The organism is Chitinophagaceae bacterium, from assembly GCA_016713085.1.
Taxonomy (GTDB): Bacteria; Bacteroidota; Bacteroidia; order Chitinophagales; family Chitinophagaceae; genus Lacibacter.
In genome coordinates, this window is the sequence record JADJPV010000001.1 from 2,140,015 (window position 1) to 2,156,961 (window position 16,947).

The window sequence follows — 16,947 nt, forward strand, 5'->3', positions numbered from 1 at the left end:
GGAATTAAAACTGTATCCGGAAGCTTCCGAAAATCCCAAAGCGCCTGTATTTTTCTGTTGGCATTGGTAACGGTAATAATCGCCATACAAAATCAATTCGCAGCACCCGTAAAATATTATCAACACCGGTACCCAGTTCCATATAGGTTTTTCCATTGAGCGATTGAAACTGGTGACCATTATCAAAAACAGTTCCTACCTGGTTGAATGATTTGTTTGCATTACTTAAACCGCCCCATAAAGTTTTGGCCGTCCAGAACTGGCGGAATTTTAATTTTCTTGTGGGGGCCAGTAAGCGAAATACCCCGTTTCCGAAATTATGTTCAATATTTATTCCTGCATATTCATCACTCAAAAACTCAAAACGATTCATGAGGCTGTAAGCATATTTGTTGTAGTAATACATTTCATTACCCGGATGAATTTCAAGTAAAGGAAAAGGAAGTGTGCCAAAGATCTTTCCACCATAAATGTTGTAATAAATCTCACCGTAGTTGGCAACTTTAAAATAATCATGCACCGAGAAGCTCAATTTATGATACTGATAATTGCTTTTTAAAAAACCCGGAAAGCCTCTTGAGTATTTTATTTCTCCTATTGGATAAGGGCTTCCCAAACTGCTTCTTAAAAAAGTTCCTTCAAGGAAACGTTCCAAATAAGCAAAGCGGATACGGAATCCTATTTCTGCATTATTCAAAGAATCACCAACGCCGCTTTTATAAATACTGTTATCAGGTAGTGAACGAACGGGATCGAATTTCTTCCTGGTGGCCGACACTTCAAATGTAAACCCACTATGGGTTTCTTTCGAAAATTCGATACGTGTCTGTTCTACTTTCATGAATTTGCTGGGCACCTGTTTTTTACGCACCGCCAGTGCAAAGATGTTATCCGTTCCTACTTCATCATAGTAAACCTGTCCGTTATCATAATCGTTGGCATAAGATACATACAGTCTGGTGCGTGGGTTTTTTCGGAAAAGATGTGTGATTTCTGCACGACCCTTAAACTTCTGATCTTTAAAACCATAAGCAAGATAACCACGCAGCCACCATGTTTTGCTGAAGTTTGTACTGGTGCCAATATCAAGTCTTGTTCTGAAACCTTCAATAACATTTGCACTCATTACATTAAACCATGGTCCGTATTCAAAGCTTCCAAATGCTTTATAACCTGTTCCTAAAAAACTTACAATATCACTGTAGCGTTTAAACAAAGGCATGCTCTGTAAAGTATCAATCATATTGTAAATGGCCTTCTCATTCTTTTCTAATTCTTCATGCCTCGATTCTGTCCAGTATGCTTCCGGTTGTTCAGTTGAGCCGGGCATTAAAACAGTTTCTTCGAGTTTTTTATTTTTTCGGAGTGTTTCCCATACAATGCCTGAGTTTACCAGCACATCTTCGTAAGTTGTTGTTTTGCGACCAGTAACTCCAAACTTTTGTTTCCCAATAGCTGATACATCAATAATGAATTTATCCTTTGAAATAAACCAGGTACTGTCATTAATGAGTTTATACTCCTGCACAATGCTCAGCTTATCAACATAATTTACGTTGGCTTCTTTTGATAAGCGCAGGTTCATTTTCTGAATGGCGAAGGTCGTATCATGCACCCAGCAATCAGCTTCAAATGTATTTTCGCCTTTGCGTTTAGGTGTAAACACTAAATGAAAGAAACGTTTACCTGCAACATACTGTGTATCGATTAAGCGGTAACTGTAAAAAGCATCGCCGTTATCACTGATGGGGCTGATGAAACGTTTATCAAAAATGGGGATATAATTATTGTACACATTAATGTTCTGATCCATACCACCCAACAGCTTCTGCACACTTTCGTTTTTTAAACCGGATGTACGGCTGGCTTTTATTTCTTCCCTTCTTTTAAGCGGATCTTTCTGGAAATAATAATCAGAAATTGTTTCGGTCAGGAATACAGGAAGAAAAGGTTTTTCTTCACTGGTGCTGTCAATGGTTTGGTCAATGATAAAACCAAAGGGGCGGAGAGGACGGATATTTTTGAATTTTTCTTTATTGAGTTTATTCAAATCAACTTCTAACTTATTATAAAGTTCATAACCAAAGTTTTCAAAGCGGTAGCGATCGTTAAAAGGCTTCTGTTTCACCACTTTCCGCCAGAGAATCCAGCCCCTGCTGTATTTTGATTTCACCACAACTTCTTTTCCATCACCGCCACGTTCCATATTAATAAGCAGAAAAAGACTGTCACCTGTAAAGGCAGGAATTGCCAGAGAAAGCGATTTATAACCAACATAAGTTACCAGCAGTGAATCACCGTGTCTGTAATCGGGTAAATGAAAAGTAAAACCTCCGGCAGAATCACTCAGTTTTCCAAAACCTGATTTTTTCAGTACTACAGAAGCGAAAGGAATGGCCTCATCAGAATGCGAATCTTTGATAATGCCACTGATCACTTTTGTTTGTGCAAAAGTGACGGTTACAGAGAATAACAGGAAAAAAAATACAAAGACGAACTTCATTCGGTTGGTAATACTTATAATCAAAGTTTAAAATTAGGAAATCCAGCGGTGAGAGGCAGGTTTTGTTTGATGACTATGCTCATTCATTTTACAAGTTTCTGTTAAAAAAGAGCAATACAATTTGGAAAGTAAAGAAATTATGTGTTTACTTTGTATTTCAAAGTGCTTTTATGAACAGCCAAAATCAATCACTCGAAACATTAGCCGATATCAAAAAAATGATGGACCGCAGCAGCCGGTTTATCAGCCTAAGTGGACTCAGTGGAATTGCTGCAGGTTCCTGTGCATTGGTTGGAGCATGGTTTGCAAAGCCTGTAATAGACAGAGGGAAAGGAACTGGTATCAGAAGTATGAGCGAATTAAACAACCCTTATGATACTGTTGGAATTGATATGCTCAGGTCTTTTATGGGAAACCGGTTGTTCCTAATTGCAGGACTAACATTAGCCGCCGCATTAGTGCTGGCATTTCTGTTTACTTATATCCGCAGTTCAAAACAGGGTATCCCAGTATGGGGTGTAATGGCGAAACGGTTGATGTGGAATGTTGCTTTGCCAATGATAGCAGGCGGAATTTTTTTATTGAAATTAATTGAGGCGGGTGTATTTGGTTTAATTGCTCCTGGCTGTTTAATTTTTTATGGAATTGCGTTGGTTAATGGTGCAAAGTATACATTGGGAGAAATCAGGTATTTAGGTTATGCCCTGATCATACTTGGATTGGTCAATTGCTGGTTCCCGGGTTATGGTCTTTATTTTTGGGCAGCTGGTTTTGGTGTACTGCATATTATTTACGGAATTGTGATGTGGAATAAATACGAAAGAAAATCACTGTGAACTGAATTTGTGTAATGAAGAATCCTATTGAACAGTTACAAAAAGTATTCGATAGCCGTGTGCGGCTTGGCATCATGAGTGCGTTGATGGTAAATGATGAAGTGAGCTTTAATGAGCTGAAAGAATTAATCCAGGTCACGGATGGCAACCTTGCATCACATCTCAAGGCACTGGAAGAAAATGGATTCGTTAAAGTAAATAAAGGATTTGTGGGAAGGAAAACCAATACAACATATGGTGTTACAAAAGCCGGTGAAAAAGCATTTCGCCTGCACATTGACGCATTGGAGCAAATGATTAAACAGGTAGGGAAATAATTTTTTTGTCTTTAAACTTTGTAATTCAAAGTACTTTTAAAATAAATAAAAATGGAAGCACAACAAACACAAACATTCTGGCAACGCTATGGTATTTTAATTAAATCAGTGATGGTGGGATTTTTAATTCTCATATTGCTGATACCTACGGCCTTTATTCATGAACTTGTTCGTGAAAGACAGGACCGGCAAAAAGAAGTAATTGCAGAGGTAAGCTCAAAATGGGCTTCGGCACAAACAGTTACAGGTCCTTTTCTGCTGATTCCTTATAATGAAGCACAGAAAGATGATAAAGGAAAAATCGTGTTGATCAAACGTCTTATTCATTATCTGCCTGAGGAGTTGAATGTTGATGGAAAACTGCTGCCCGAAATCAGACACCGCAGTATTTTTAAAATTGTATTGTATAAATCTGATCTTACAATCAAAGGAAAATTTCTACCTGTTAATTTATCTGCGCTTGGTATTGACCCTGCTTCAGTTCAATGGAATGAAGTGCGGATCTGTTTTGGTTTAACTGACAACAGAGGTATTGCCGAACAGCTGCAGTTAAACTGGAATGATTCGGCAACTGCTATGGATCCGGGTATTCCTACCAATACAATTGTTTCTTCAGGTGTAAGTGCGTTACTCAAAAATGGTGCAGCGCTGAAAGATGCCGGACAATCGTTTCAACTTCAGTTAAAGCTAAACGGGTCTGAGCGTTTATATTTTACACCGCTTGGAAAACAAACAAAAGTTCAATTGCAGTCAGAATGGAAAGACCCGGCATTTGACGGAAAGTTTTTACCGGTTCAATCGAATGTAGACGAAAAAGGATTTAAAGCAAACTGGACAATTCTTCATTTTACAAGAGATATTCCGCAGATATGGAATGAGGGAAAACCGGAAGTTAATGAAAGTGCATTTGGTGTTCAGCTCTTACAGGGAGTTGATTCATACAGTAAAACCATGCGGGCTGTAAAATATGCAGTGTTGTTTATTGCCCTTACCTTCTGTTTATACTTTTTTATAGAATTACTGAAGAAAAGAAGTGTACATCCATTACAATATGTTTTGGTGGGACTGGCCCTGTGCATATTCTATACTTTATTGCTTTCTGTTTCTGAATACATTGATTTTAATTTGGCTTATCTCATTGCATCCGCTGCTACAATCGGATTGATTACAGTGTATACACAAAGCATCTTCCGTAATTGGGGAATAGCATCAGCCTTCTTTGTTTTCCTTACTGCATTGTATGGGTTTATTTATATCCTTATTCAGTTACAGGATGGAGCACTGCTGTTTGGAAGTATTGGACTGTTTGTGCTGCTGGCAATTGTGATGTATTATTCACGGAAGATTGATTGGTATGGTTCAGGAAAAACAGTAACAGAATAACATAAACCAAAGAATAAGTATGATTCAGTTGTTGAAAACATTAAGAAGCAGGATGCTGGTTTTATTAACTCATTCAATTGCCCTGCCGGTACTTAAAATTATCCGGAAGAAAAAAGCATTTCCTTACAGTATGGAACAATTAAGTGCACTTCCTTACGAAACTGTAGGAAATGAATTGTGGCAAACGTTGAATGAAAATAGCCTGCACCTGCTTCCTTATTATGAAAAACATGATATCAAGCATGTAGTGCTTAAGTATCCGTTTACTGATGAAGGAGAAGTTTGTCTGCAGTTTTTTATGCTGGCCAATGGGCGTATTTCTTTTCCTGTATTGACAACAGTAATCTATGGTATAATAACAATGCCGGAGTATTACAACTCTTTTAAAACAGCTTACAGGAGAGGAAAACTTGCAGCAGATTTGCAAAATATGGAGTGGTTCTCTATCATGGAACAGCCTTTAAATGTGGTACAGGAGCAAATTAACAGCACGTCCAAATAAAACAACTACATTATGATGAAATCATTTCAATATGCACTGCAGGGGCTCTTGTCAGCAATTAGAAGCGAAGCGAATCTGCGTTTTCATATAGCGGCAGCTGTAATAGTTATTACAACAGGTTTCTGGCTGCAAATAGAAACCGTTGAATGGTGTAATGTTATTCTGTGTATTGGTGCTGTGTTTGGAATGGAACTGATCAATACATCCATTGAGCAGCTTTGCAATCATGTAACTGCAGAAGAACATCCTTCCATTAAGAAGATCAAAGACATTTCAGCAGCAGCCGTGCTTCTTGTCAGTCTTGCAAGTGCTGTTGCAGGGCTGCTGATTTTTTTACCTAAACTCATTGATAAATTTTAATTCATGAAGCGAATTCTTTTATACTCTGTTTCATTTACAATTCTGCTTTTCATCTTCCGTGTATTTTATACAGGAAGCCTCCTGTTCTTTTTTATTCCCTGGAATTTATTTTTAGCATGGCTGCCCTTACTGTTCAGCAGCTTATTGAAAGATGCAAAACTGAATTTCAAAAACGGAACTCTTTTTTGTATGTGGCTTTTATTCTTTCCCAATTCACCTTATCTCATAACCGATCTGTTTCATCTTGAACAGAGAGAAGGCATCCCAATGTATTTTGATCTTGTACTTCTGTTTACAGCTGCATGGAATGGCATTCTGATGGGATTGCTTTCATTAAAGAATATTGAAGACAAACTTTTGAAGATTATTTCTGCAGGGAAGGTGAAACTAATATCTGCCTTTTGCTTTTTTCTATGCGGCTTTGGAATTTATCTCGGCCGTTTTGAACGCTACAACAGCTGGAACATTATTACACAACCATTTGAACTCGCAAAAGATATTGCTGTGCGGTTTGTACAGCCATGGGAATACCCAAGGACATGGGCAGTAACTGTTTTATTTGCTGTGCTGTTGTTGCTGATCTATGAAACACTCAAAAAAATGCCTGCTCATTTCGGTGAGCAGGCATCTGTAAAAGAGTATCATCAAATTTAAAAATCAAGTCCTAATGAAACATGCATGATTGGTTTTTCATTAAAGAAGCCGCTCATGGGCCAGCCAGCATCAAAGCGTACAAAATAACCCAGCAAGGTACTTCTTGCACCAAAGCCATAACTACCTAAGAAAGGACCAATACCAGGAGCTTTTATAACCACAGTAAGCGGACTTCCCGGCTCGCTGTAAGTTATTTCAGGGCGTCCGATCTTGCTGTATTTTCCGTTCCATGCTGTACCAAAATCAAAGAACTGTACAAGCTGGAAGTTTCTTAAGAATGCATTGTTAATTGGTCTGTTGAAAAACGTTGTAAAAGGCGGCAAACGGAGTTCACTGTTAATAACCACAGTATTATTACCGTTGGCAGAATTCTGTAAATAACCACGCATGTTTACAGCCAGTGATTCATATACATAGCTCTGGTCAACTGCGGGGCGGTTACTTGTATTGAAATAACGTTCTTTTGTAACACCATTACGGGTTTTAGTATTTTGCCCAAGCATGAGCCATCCGTCAGTACCGCCTAAGTAATAGATAAATTTATTATTACCCCACGAAACATCAGCAGCACCTCTAACAGCCCAGATAAAGTTGCGGTAGATTTTCAAGTAATGTCTTGCGTCAAAACCAAAGTTGAAAGTAAAGTCGCCACCCGCAGATCTTCCGGGGGGAGAGTAATTTCCACCAAGGCGATTATAGGCTTCAATCCACCCCTTTGCCCTGAATCCATTCCAGATATTGGTAACAGGGTTAATAGTATTATCATGCACAAACTCAAGCCTTCCAATTGCATAATTTTCATCTAATCTTTCCTGCTCAAGTGAAGCAGGGATAAGGTCATCACTCTTTATATTAAATACAGTACGGCGAACACCTCCTGATAAACGGAGACTCTGTACTTCATTGAAAGGGTAAGCAACATTTGCCTGGTAAATATGTACAAGTTCTGTAGCATTGTATCCATTCTCAAAACCAACACTGGCTGCCGAACGGTAATAAGCAAGACCCCAATCAATGCGTTTTCTTAAATTATCAAAACGCAGATAAATTTCATTATCCTGTAAACCATAATTTATTCGGAATGCACCGGTGAATTTATAGTCTTCCATAAATTCAAAAGCAGCAACTCTTGTCATTGCATTTACAGAGTTTGAATTGCTCAGGTTAACAGGTCCGCTTGCGCCAGTGTAAGGACGCAGACGGTTAATCATGAAAACGTTGTTCGAAGCAAGATTCGTTGTAAGGTTATCTACAAAGTATTTTTTCTTGTAAGGAAATACACGCATGCGGTTCAGTACATCATCACGGGTCTGCACTTTTGCACCCATCAGTTTTTCACCAACCTTTGTTGAATCCTGTTTAAACTCTGTTTCAAAGAAATCTGTTGGTTTGGTTTCTGATTTTATGCTGTCCTGTATATCGGTACGCTGCTGTGTATCTTCTCCAATAATTTTATCAAGCCTTGTATTCCGTTTAATATATTCAGTTGGTCTTGCATTTACATTACGTTTACGCAATCCGTTTTCATCTACTTTTAGTTTATACAGAAACTTAAATTCACCCTGGCGGTTTACTTCTGTTACCTGTCCGTTATCGCCTGCAATGCGTGTTTCCAGTACACTGCTCTGGTAATTTGTTAAGGGGAATGTATAGGAGCTGTCGTCTGTTACACGGAATGTGTAAGAAGAATCAGGTTCAGATTTATTCCATGCTTTTAAAGTTGAATCCAATTCTTTGTATTCGGGGTTCCGTAATAATTCATCACCTATTTTATAAATTGTATCAAGCCCGGCAGCTTTTGTGCTGAAGAAACCTGCCCAGCGGTTACCAATACCATTTTCATCACTGATGAAGGTAAAGTGATTGGTATTGTATTGTGATGGATAACGGGCATTTCCGTATTTAATATTACTTAGCTGTGATACCTGTTTGAATTCTGATTTATTCCAGTTATCAATCAGGAAAACGTTATAACGGTTGCGGGGTAAAACTGTATCGCCGGTTATTGCATTGGCCGACGGACGGTTACTGGAAAAAATGATTCCTGTTTTATTGGGGAAAGCTACAAAGCTTGCGTCGAGATCGTCATACACATCATTGGTGATCTGCTCCAGTTTTTGATTGTCGATCTTATAAACATACACATCGCTCTGTCCGCCTTTTACTGCACTCATCACTATTGTATTGGGGTCGAGCATGTACTGCATATCATTCACCTGTTCAAAGGGAAGCTCCACATTCTTCACTGTTTTTAGGCGACGGAAGGCATCATAAACACTCAGCAGTACTTTTCCTTTTTCTGAAACAACCATAGCAATACGTGTTCCTTTAGGGTCCCATGCCAGCAATGGATAGTTAGGATTTGGTTTTTCTTCGAGATTACGAACGCCACTTTTCCATAGCACTTTTTCTGAAATAAAGTTTTCATTCAGGATCACTCTTGTTTGTCCTTTCCTGTATTCAACAACAGCGTAAGTAAAACTTTTTGGATTGGGATTGGCCTGGAAACGGAAGTAATCATTCTTGCCGATTTCTTTCGGCACAGTTAAACGTCCGGTTGGTACATTACGTCTTGCACGAATGTCTTTGTAATACTTATCACGCTGATACACCATGAAATCTTTCAGTACATCTTTTAATTTTTTCTTGGCAATGGTGTTGGTTGCCCGGTTAATATTTTTATAAATACGGCTGAGATATAACATGTAGGTTACATTTTCACGCCGGTACTTTTCTTCAATATAATACCAGAATGCATGCCCGGCCAGATCGGGTTGCTCATAAGCAAACTGGTAAAAACTTTTATAACTGAAACCGATCATTGCACTTTTCAGTTCATTGTCAAGTTTTGTGCTCCAGTTTTCACCGGCATAAGCAATATAACCATCTACCATCCATTTTGGCAAATCGAGTAAAGCCTGGTTCTGGGCAAATTCACCAAGGTCATCACCAAACAGCATGGTTTCAACCAATACTTTGGCGATACCCTGCCTTATCTGGCGACGCAGATCATTGTGATCGCCATTATAATAAACAACCATTTTATTGTTTACCAGCTTGGTTAAGCCACCTGCATTGGGATAATCGAGCCCTATACCAATATTCGATTGTTTAAAATCATTGAAGTTATTGTAGAGAACAATATTCAAACGGCGCTGTATACCAAATTCAGTAAATTCTTCGAGTGAAGGCAGTTCTTCTTCTGCAACCTGTGTTGCAAACTTGGCCAGCTCCAACCCGTTTTGTGTATAGTGAACATTGAAATTGGGGCTTTGGTAAAAACTCCATTTAAACTTGGTGTACTGCACCCTGTTTTTCCCGTACTCCACCATATTAACCTGTGCATTGGCTGAATTGCAAAGGGTGAAAAGAATAAATAATGCTGCTGCGGCAAGTCTTACAAAACCCATCTGTTGAATTCGCATATTTTCGTGTTATATTATTGTAAGTTAACGGAGTTTAACCGTTAACTAAAAGTACAAAATTCAAGTCATGTTCACTGTTAAAGCTTTCACCTTCAGCCCTATTCAGGAAAATACTTATCTGCTGTATAACGAAAAAAGGAAGGCTCTCATTATAGATCCCGGATGTTATTTTGAGGAAGAGCGGGAAATGCTGAGCTCATTTCTTCAACAAAACAATCTGGAACTGCAATTGTTGCTCAATACACACTGTCACCTTGATCATGTTTTTGGCAATAAATGGATTCATGAAACCTTTGGTCTGCTGCTTCATATCCATCAAAAAGAGAAACAGGTGCTGGATTTTGCCCCTGCAAGCGGGTTGATGTGGAATATGCCCTTCGATAATTACAATGCAGAACTGAAGTATATTAAAGAAGGCGAGGAAATTTTACTGGATGATGACAGACTGAAGATTTTATTTGCACCCGGTCATTCGCCCGGCCATATATGTTTTTATTGCAAAGCGCAGGGTTTTATAATTGGGGGTGATGTATTATTCCGTCAAAGTATCGGGCGAACTGATTTGCCCGGCGGAAATCATGAAACACTTATTAAGAACATCAAAACCCAACTTTTTATTTTACCCGATGAAACCATCGTTTACAGCGGCCACGGACCGGCTACAACGATTGGGTATGAAAAAAAGCATAACCCGTTCCTGAGTTAAAAAATATTAACAGCGAACTCCTGCAACGTTTAAATACTGAACATTGTTAATTGAAAAAAGACAGTATGAAATACCTGGTTATTTTATTTGTTGCAGTTATTAGTTTTACAGCCTGCAAAAAGGATTGTAATACAGTTACAATGATTTATGAGCAAACACAATGTGCCGATCCATGGGGTTATGGCCCAACTGACCAGGAAACAAAAAGCAAACTTGGTTTTTTTCTTGATTCCATAGGTGTGGATTATTCGAACCTCAGTTTTGCAAGAATCAATCCCGGACAGGTATGTAATGCATGTTTCTGTAAAAGCGGCGGGGTGTTTACACTGAAAACAACAGAACCATTTGTTGAAACTCTCATTGAGAAAGGGTTTCAAAGAAAGTAATTACCGTATGAATTTATTGAGGTAAGGTATTTTTATCAGCTCCTTTTTTTCTATTCTTAAAACAAAATAAGCGAAGCCGGCAAGTAAGATACTGCCTGTTACAATACTGAACCAAAGGGGTGAATAGAGCCAGGTTACTAAACGATGAGTGAGAACAATCAATGAAACCAGCACCAGGTAAGCAATCATTTTCTTTTTGGCATATGGAACAGGATAATACTTCTGCCCCAGTACATAACTAACGATCATCATAAACAGGTAACAGCTGAAGGTTGCAATTGCTGCACCCCAATAATGAAATTTTGGAATCAGTAAAATATTGAGACCGATCGTAATCAATGCCCCGGCAATGGTTATGGCAGCCCCCATTAAATTTCTGTTGGTGAGTTTATACCAGATGCTGAGGTTATAATAAATGCCAAGGAAAATATTACCCATGGCAAGCAGAAGTACCACATTCATCCCTTCACCCCATGCTTTTGATTTTAACGTAATAATCCATTTCAGCACATCTAAGTAAAGACCAATGAACAGAAACATAAAGCAGCAGGCGATTACAAAAAACTTCATGATACGGGCATAGGTGCGCTGCGCATTTTCCTCTTTTGCGTTGTTGAAGAAAAAAGGTTCGGCTGCCATACGGAAAGCCTGAATCATAATGGTGATGAGTACAGCAATACGATAAATATTTGCAAAAACGCCCAGTTCATGTTTAGCCTGTTCCTTTGGCAAATCAACCACATGCTGATATACCAGGCGGCTGAGCATATCATTGATCATACCACCTAAACCCACAATGATGAGCGGATAGCTGTATTTCATAACTTCTTTCCAAAGCTTGCTGTCGAAACTGAAATGGAGTCCTTTCCATTCTTTCCAAAGCAACAAAAATGTAAACAGACTGCCACATAGATTACCAATGAGGTAATAGCCAATCCCTATTTTTTCGCTGTAAAATGTGGCGATAAAACCATCTGGATTGTTTCTTGTATATGCTGGTAAAAACCCTAAAAACAGAAACACAATGCTGATGTTAACAACAATGCCTGCCACTCTTACAAACGCATATTTCTTTGGCCTGTTTTCCTGGCGCAGCCGGGCAAAGGGTAATGTGGCCAGTGTATCAAAGAACAAAATGCCCAGCATCCATAAAATATATTCAGGGTGTTCGGTCAGGCCTGCGCCATCGGCAATGAATGGCTGCAACAGGTAAAGGGCAATGCTGAAAAGAAGGGTAGTAGCTAAAACAGAAATCGTTAATGTATTATAAAGTGCTTCTTTATCTTTTTCGTTTGAAAAACGGAAGTAGGCGGTTTCAACTCCATAGGTAAAGATGATGTTGAGAAATGGAATGATGGCATAAACTTGTGTGAGATCGGCAGTAACGGCAGGCTGTGCAAAAATAAAGGGCAAAGCCATGTTCATTAAATAACCCAGAAAGCGGCTGGCAATGGTTGGTAAGCCATACCACAAAGTTTGTCCTGCTAATTTTTTTACGTTGCTCAATGGGCGAATTTAAGATTCTTTAAAAATATGCAAACTTATTATCAATAAATATGCAACGACTTTGACTTGTTTTCTATCTTAGTAAGAAAATAACCTGTTTTATGAAAAAGTATATTGTTTTTTTACTCTTTTTTATTGCTGCCGTTTCTTATGTACAGGCACAGAGTTTTGGAGAACTGGAATGGCAGAAGAAAAAAATTCCTGCCGTTGTAATAGAAATTCCGCAAAAGGCTTCAGTAACGGAGGACGCTATCCGCAAAAAATTAACACAGTTGGGCTACAATGCTAAAGAGTCAAAGGGTGCTTACCTCTATAAAGGCATTCGTATTGCTGAAATCAGCAATGAAACATTTGATGTTTTACTGAAAGTTGAGCGAAAGAGCCGGAAAGAAAAGGATGAATGTGTGGTGTATTTTGCCGTTTCAAGAGGGTATGAGAATTACATTAAATCCGAAGATGATGCAGAGGTTACTGCAAATATGAAGAAATACACTTTAAACTTTGTTCCGTGGGCTGAAGCTGCTGCTTTGGAAGAAGAAATCATCGGACAGGAAGACAAAGTGAAATCAGTTGAGAAAAAACTGACTGATTATAACGATGAAAGCGAAAGCCTACAAAAGAAATTAAAGAAAATACAAGAAGACATAGAAGAGAATAAACGGAATATTGAAAAACAAAAAATAGAAGTGGAAAACCAGAAAAAAGCCCTGGATGTTCTCCGTGCAAAACGAAAAAGCTAAATCATTCAGATCCCGGTTAGCAGCCGGGATTTTTTTTGAATTAATAATCAGTTGGTTTAACCTTTTTTCTGGCTTGTTTATGTTCTGCTGTTTTCTTTTTTGATTCAATTCTTTTTTCTTTTGCTGCTTTCGATGGCTTTGTGGCAATCCTTGCTTTTTTTGGTGTAAGCGCAACTGAAATAAGATCATTCATTTTTTCAATTACTTCCAGTTTGTTTCCCTGCTGGCTGCGGTGTACCTGACTTTTTACCAGCAGAAATCCTTCTTTGTTGATACGGTTGGCAAGTTTTTCCAAAAGCAGTTGCTTTTGCCTGTCGGTTACAAGTGCAGACGCAGCAATATTCCAGAAGCCCATCACCATTGTTTCAACCTTGTTTACATTCTGTCCACCGGCACCGCCGCTGCGTGCTGTTTGAAACTCTATTTCACTGCTCACATCTTTTATCATATCTAACCCGAAGCTTTGTATTTTCGGGAATCTAAATTACAACCAATTCACAGATAAATGAGAGCGGTTATACAAAGGGTGGCACATGCATCGGTAAAAGTTGATCAGCAGGTAACAGGTCAAGTTAATAAAGGCTTACTTGTTTTATTGGGTATTGAGGATGCAGATACGGTTGAAGACATTGAATGGCTGAGCAGTAAAATTGTTAACCTGCGCATATTTGATGATGAAGCAGGTGTAATGAATTTGTCAGTAAAAGAAGTTGATGGAAATATTTTACTGGTGAGCCAGTTTACACTGCATGCATCAACCAAAAAAGGGAACAGACCTTCTTATATAAAGGCAAGTAAACCGGATTTTGCAATTCCGATGTATGAGAAAATGATTTTTCAACTGGAGAATGATCTGGGGAAGAAAGTACAAACCGGCATTTTTGGTGCTGATATGAAAGTGGAGTTGCTGAATGACGGACCTGTAACAATTGTGATTGATACAAAGAACAGGGAATGATTTTATTACACGAATAAAAACGAATTACACCAATTATGGCGGAGCTTATATTAAAAGAGGAGTCCTACAAAGTTGTAGGTATTTGTATGAATATTCACAGTGTGCTGGGTATGGGATTAAAGGAAGTAAATTATAAGGATGCTATGGAAATGGATTTTGTGGAAGCCGGTATTCCTTTTGAAAGGGAAAAGAAATTCTCTGTTCGGTATAAGAATAAAGTTCTGTATAATCCATACTATGCAGACTTTCTGGTTTTTGATTCAATGATAGTAGAAGTTAAATCAGTTTCTTCGCTAACAGATGCTCACATGGCACAGGCTTTAAGTTATCTTGCAGTATCAGGTATGAAGCTTGCTTTGTTGATTAACTTCGGTGAACATTCCCTGATCTCGAAAAGAATCGTTTTCTAATATTTTATTCGTGTAATTCGTAAAAATTCGTGTTATTATGACTATCAAACAGGCGCAGATTGAAGTTGATAACTGGATAAAAACCGTAGGTGTACGTTATTTTAACGAACTCACAAACCTGGGTATATTAATGGAAGAGGTAGGCGAACTGTCGAGATTGATGGTACGGAAATATGGTGAGCAATCGTTTAAAGAAACTGATAAAGGGAAAGAAGTAAGTGATGAAATGGCTGATGTACTATGGGTATTGATCTGTCTGGCAAATCAAACAGGAGTTGATCTTACAGAAGCCCTGCAAAAGAACTTTGAAAAGAAAAATATCCGTGATACCAACCGGCACAAGGAAAATGAAAAGCTGAAATAGGTAATAACGTTCGTCAGTTCATCCTTTTAGCCTGTAACTCTTATCTTTGCACACCTTCAAACAAGTGCAACTATGGCGAACGACAAACTCTTTGCAAACATTATTTCTCATGCCAAAGAATATGGCTTTATTTTTCAATCATCTGAAATTTATGATGGCTTAAGTGCTGTGTATGACTATGGTCAGTATGGCAGTCAGCTTAAGAAAAACATCCGTGATTACTGGTGGAGAAGCATGACCCAGCTGAATGAAAATATCGTTGGGATTGATGCCGCCATTTTCATGCATCCCACTACCTGGAAAGCCAGCGGACACGTTGATAATTTCAGCGATCCTATGATCGATAACAAAGACAGCAAAAAAGATATCGTGTTGATCATTTAATTGAAGCTCACGCTGAAACATTAGCTGAAACCGAATCAGCAGCACTGATTGCCAAAATGGAACAATTGCTCGCAGCTGATGATTATTCCGGTATTAAAGCTACTGAGTTTGGCGCAGTATCAAGCGATAACCCCGATGATAATATCGTTTACCTGCGCCCTGAAACCGCACAAGGAATTTTTGTGAACTTTCTAAATGTGCAAAAAACAGGAAGAATGAAGATTCCTTTTGGTATTGCACAGACCGGGAAAGCTTTCAGAAATGAAATTGTTGCCCGCCAGTTTATCTTCCGCATGCGGGAATTTGAACAGATGGAAATGCAATTCTTCGTTCGACCAGGTACTGAGCTGGAATGGTATGCCAAATGGAAAGAAGCAAGAATGAAATGGCACCAGGAACTGGGAATACCCGCAGAAAAATTACGTTTTCACGATCATACCAAACTTGCGCATTACGCCAACGCAGCAGTTGACATAGAATTTGAATTTCCATTTGGATGGAAAGAACTGGAGGGCGTGCATTCAAGAACCGATTATGATCTGAAGCGTCACCAGGAGTTCAGCAAAAGAAGATGCAGTATTTTGATACAGAAATCAATCAAAACTATGTGCCTTTTGTAGTAGAAACTTCGGTTGGACTTGACCGTCTCTTCCTGACAGTTTTAAGCAATGCTTATCACGAAGAACAGGTGCCAACATCAGAAGAAGGAAAAACAGATATAAGAACGGTTTTACGCATTCCGGTAAAACTGGCTCCCATTAAACTGGCTGTTTTCCCACTTACAAAAAAAGATGGATTGCCTGAAATTGCACGTTCCATTATGCAGGAATGTATGCCGCATTTTCAATGTTTTTACGAAGAAAAAGATGCAATTGGTAAGCGTTACCGCCGCCAGGACGCAATTGGCACACCATTTTGTATAACTGTTGATCACCAGACCAAAGAAGATGGTATGGTAACTATACGTAACAGAGATACACTTGTACAGGAGCGTATACCCGTAACGGGGGTTAAAGAATACGTACAAAAATCAGTTGTTTAATTGAACGAAGAAGAGTACTTTGCGCCCCGAAACCAGCCAGTTGCAACCTTTGATCAGCCTGTGAAGTCTTACTTGTATTTATATATTTTATATAAATGCTGTATTTAAATTAACTATTAGAAATGAATTTTACTCAATTGACCCTTGAAATCCATGTTATCCTATTTGCTGGAATCCTGATTCTTGTTAACGTAATCGGTTTTCTGGCTGGACGTAAGCAGGTTAACAGCAAGCAAAGACGCATTCTGGAAATTGAAAATGAAATGCTCGCAGCACACAAAGAGATTCTGCATTACGCAAAAACAAATAAGCAGTTAACAGAAACGCTGGAGAAAGCCAAAATTCCTCTGCCGGTTACCAGGATCGACAGTAACGAAGAAGATGATGACAAAGTCCGTAAAATTCCTTTAGGTAAAATCGGATAAAATATATTCAATAAAAAAAGGAACTTCAACTGAAGTTCCTTTTTTT

General features: G+C 38.6%; 17 protein-coding genes and 1 pseudogene. 14 read left to right on the top strand and 4 right to left on the bottom strand.

Features of this window, described 5'->3' with window-relative positions; translation table 11 throughout:
* Positions 1 to 4: 4 nt before the first annotated feature.
* Positions 5 to 2,503, bottom strand: a complete 2,499-nt coding sequence (locus IPK31_10390; protein MBK8088310.1) for a carboxypeptidase-like regulatory domain-containing protein — start codon at positions 2,501 to 2,503, stop codon at positions 5 to 7.
* 170 nt (positions 2,504 to 2,673) lie between these two features.
* Between IPK31_10390 and IPK31_10395 the strand changes: the two genes are divergently transcribed.
* From IPK31_10395 to IPK31_10420, 6 genes are read left to right on the top strand one after another with little or no spacing between them, the layout of a single operon-like run.
* On the top strand, positions 2,674 to 3,339 hold the full coding sequence (locus tag IPK31_10395; GenBank protein MBK8088311.1) for a hypothetical protein: 666 nt from the start codon (positions 2,674 to 2,676) through the stop codon (positions 3,337 to 3,339).
* A 14-nt stretch (positions 3,340 to 3,353) separates the two neighbouring features.
* Positions 3,354 to 3,656: a transcriptional regulator gene (locus IPK31_10400; protein MBK8088312.1), complete on the top strand. Its 303-nt coding sequence runs from the start codon at positions 3,354 to 3,356 to the stop codon at positions 3,654 to 3,656.
* A 51-nt stretch (positions 3,657 to 3,707) separates the two neighbouring features.
* Positions 3,708 to 5,039, top strand: coding sequence for a cell envelope integrity protein CreD (creD, locus tag IPK31_10405; protein ID MBK8088313.1), 1,332 nt, complete (start codon positions 3,708 to 3,710; stop codon positions 5,037 to 5,039).
* A 19-nt stretch (positions 5,040 to 5,058) separates the two neighbouring features.
* Positions 5,059 to 5,541, top strand: coding sequence for a hypothetical protein (locus IPK31_10410; GenBank protein MBK8088314.1), 483 nt, complete (start codon positions 5,059 to 5,061; stop codon positions 5,539 to 5,541).
* A 12-nt stretch (positions 5,542 to 5,553) separates the two neighbouring features.
* Positions 5,554 to 5,901: a diacylglycerol kinase family protein gene (locus IPK31_10415; GenBank protein ID MBK8088315.1), complete on the top strand. Its 348-nt coding sequence runs from the start codon at positions 5,554 to 5,556 to the stop codon at positions 5,899 to 5,901.
* Positions 5,902 to 5,904: 3 nt separating this feature from the next.
* Entirely contained in the window at positions 5,905 to 6,555 is a 651-nt protein-coding gene (locus tag IPK31_10420) for a DUF1361 domain-containing protein (protein ID MBK8088316.1), read from the top strand.
* On the opposite strand, the gene IPK31_10425 is transcribed toward IPK31_10420, so the two are convergent.
* Complete coding sequence (locus IPK31_10425; protein ID MBK8088317.1) at positions 6,552 to 9,965, bottom strand: hypothetical protein; 3,414 nt, start codon at positions 9,963 to 9,965, stop codon at positions 6,552 to 6,554. The two genes, IPK31_10420 and IPK31_10425, sit on opposite strands and share 4 nt — an antisense overlap.
* Positions 9,966 to 10,047: 82 nt before the next feature.
* Between IPK31_10425 and IPK31_10430 the strand changes: the two genes are divergently transcribed.
* Positions 10,048 to 10,686, top strand: coding sequence for an MBL fold metallo-hydrolase (locus tag IPK31_10430; GenBank protein MBK8088318.1), 639 nt, complete (start codon positions 10,048 to 10,050; stop codon positions 10,684 to 10,686).
* Positions 10,687 to 10,736: 50 nt separating this feature from the next.
* Positions 10,737 to 11,072 (top strand): hypothetical protein, encoded by a 336-nt coding sequence (locus IPK31_10435; protein ID MBK8088319.1) that lies wholly within the window; start codon positions 10,737 to 10,739, stop codon positions 11,070 to 11,072.
* On the opposite strand, the gene IPK31_10440 is transcribed toward IPK31_10435, so the two are convergent.
* The gene (locus IPK31_10440) at positions 11,073 to 12,578 is read right to left on the bottom strand and encodes a polysaccharide biosynthesis C-terminal domain-containing protein (protein MBK8088320.1); all 1,506 of its coding nucleotides are present in this window, start codon (positions 12,576 to 12,578) and stop codon (positions 11,073 to 11,075) included.
* 101 nt (positions 12,579 to 12,679) lie between these two features.
* Between IPK31_10440 and IPK31_10445 the strand changes: the two genes are divergently transcribed.
* Positions 12,680 to 13,318: a hypothetical protein gene (locus IPK31_10445; GenBank protein MBK8088321.1), complete on the top strand. Its 639-nt coding sequence runs from the start codon at positions 12,680 to 12,682 to the stop codon at positions 13,316 to 13,318.
* A 40-nt stretch (positions 13,319 to 13,358) separates the two neighbouring features.
* On the opposite strand, the gene arfB is transcribed toward IPK31_10445, so the two are convergent.
* Positions 13,359 to 13,766 carry an aminoacyl-tRNA hydrolase gene (gene arfB, locus IPK31_10450; protein ID MBK8088322.1) on the bottom strand — a complete coding sequence of 136 codons (408 nt, stop codon included), beginning with the start codon at positions 13,764 to 13,766 and terminating at the stop codon, positions 13,359 to 13,361.
* Positions 13,767 to 13,823: 57 nt separating this feature from the next.
* On the opposite strand from arfB, the gene IPK31_10455 reads away from it, so the two are divergent.
* The 5 genes and pseudogenes from IPK31_10455 to IPK31_10475 all read left to right on the top strand — a co-directional run bounded on the left by IPK31_10455 (position 13,824) and on the right by IPK31_10475 (position 16,901).
* Positions 13,824 to 14,276 carry a D-tyrosyl-tRNA(Tyr) deacylase gene (locus tag IPK31_10455; GenBank protein MBK8088323.1) on the top strand — a complete coding sequence of 151 codons (453 nt, stop codon included), beginning with the start codon at positions 13,824 to 13,826 and terminating at the stop codon, positions 14,274 to 14,276.
* 35 nt (positions 14,277 to 14,311) lie between these two features.
* Positions 14,312 to 14,686 (top strand): GxxExxY protein, encoded by a 375-nt coding sequence (locus tag IPK31_10460; protein MBK8088324.1) that lies wholly within the window; start codon positions 14,312 to 14,314, stop codon positions 14,684 to 14,686.
* A gap of 37 nt (positions 14,687 to 14,723) precedes the next feature.
* Positions 14,724 to 15,050, top strand: coding sequence for a nucleotide pyrophosphohydrolase (locus IPK31_10465; GenBank protein MBK8088325.1), 327 nt, complete (start codon positions 14,724 to 14,726; stop codon positions 15,048 to 15,050).
* Positions 15,051 to 15,122: 72 nt separating this feature from the next.
* Positions 15,123 to 16,476: pseudogene (locus tag IPK31_10470) on the top strand (glycine--tRNA ligase).
* A gap of 122 nt (positions 16,477 to 16,598) precedes the next feature.
* Positions 16,599 to 16,901, top strand: a complete 303-nt coding sequence (locus IPK31_10475) for a hypothetical protein (protein MBK8088326.1) — start codon at positions 16,599 to 16,601, stop codon at positions 16,899 to 16,901.
* Positions 16,902 to 16,947: the final 46 nt, after the last annotated feature.

Excerpts from the sequence above, each read along its gene's own strand:
- IPK31_10390 (MBK8088310.1), bottom strand. The coding sequence starts at position 2,503 with ATGAAGTTCGTCTTTGTATTTTTTTTCCTGTTATTCTCTGTAACCGTC.
- IPK31_10395 (MBK8088311.1), top strand. The coding sequence starts at position 2,674 with ATGAACAGCCAAAATCAATCACTCGAAACATTAGCCGATATCAAAAAA.
- IPK31_10400 (MBK8088312.1), top strand. The coding sequence starts at position 3,354 with ATGAAGAATCCTATTGAACAGTTACAAAAAGTATTCGATAGCCGTGTG.
- creD (MBK8088313.1), top strand. The coding sequence starts at position 3,708 with ATGGAAGCACAACAAACACAAACATTCTGGCAACGCTATGGTATTTTA.
- IPK31_10410 (MBK8088314.1), top strand. The coding sequence starts at position 5,059 with ATGATTCAGTTGTTGAAAACATTAAGAAGCAGGATGCTGGTTTTATTA.
- IPK31_10415 (MBK8088315.1), top strand. The coding sequence starts at position 5,554 with ATGATGAAATCATTTCAATATGCACTGCAGGGGCTCTTGTCAGCAATT.
- IPK31_10420 (MBK8088316.1), top strand. The coding sequence starts at position 5,905 with ATGAAGCGAATTCTTTTATACTCTGTTTCATTTACAATTCTGCTTTTC.
- IPK31_10425 (MBK8088317.1), bottom strand. The coding sequence starts at position 9,965 with ATGGGTTTTGTAAGACTTGCCGCAGCAGCATTATTTATTCTTTTCACC.
- IPK31_10430 (MBK8088318.1), top strand. The coding sequence starts at position 10,048 with ATGTTCACTGTTAAAGCTTTCACCTTCAGCCCTATTCAGGAAAATACT.
- IPK31_10445 (MBK8088321.1), top strand. The coding sequence starts at position 12,680 with ATGAAAAAGTATATTGTTTTTTTACTCTTTTTTATTGCTGCCGTTTCT.
- arfB (MBK8088322.1), bottom strand. The coding sequence starts at position 13,766 with ATGATAAAAGATGTGAGCAGTGAAATAGAGTTTCAAACAGCACGCAGC.
- IPK31_10455 (MBK8088323.1), top strand. The coding sequence starts at position 13,824 with ATGAGAGCGGTTATACAAAGGGTGGCACATGCATCGGTAAAAGTTGAT.
- IPK31_10460 (MBK8088324.1), top strand. The coding sequence starts at position 14,312 with ATGGCGGAGCTTATATTAAAAGAGGAGTCCTACAAAGTTGTAGGTATT.
- IPK31_10465 (MBK8088325.1), top strand. The coding sequence starts at position 14,724 with ATGACTATCAAACAGGCGCAGATTGAAGTTGATAACTGGATAAAAACC.
- IPK31_10475 (MBK8088326.1), top strand. The coding sequence starts at position 16,599 with ATGAATTTTACTCAATTGACCCTTGAAATCCATGTTATCCTATTTGCT.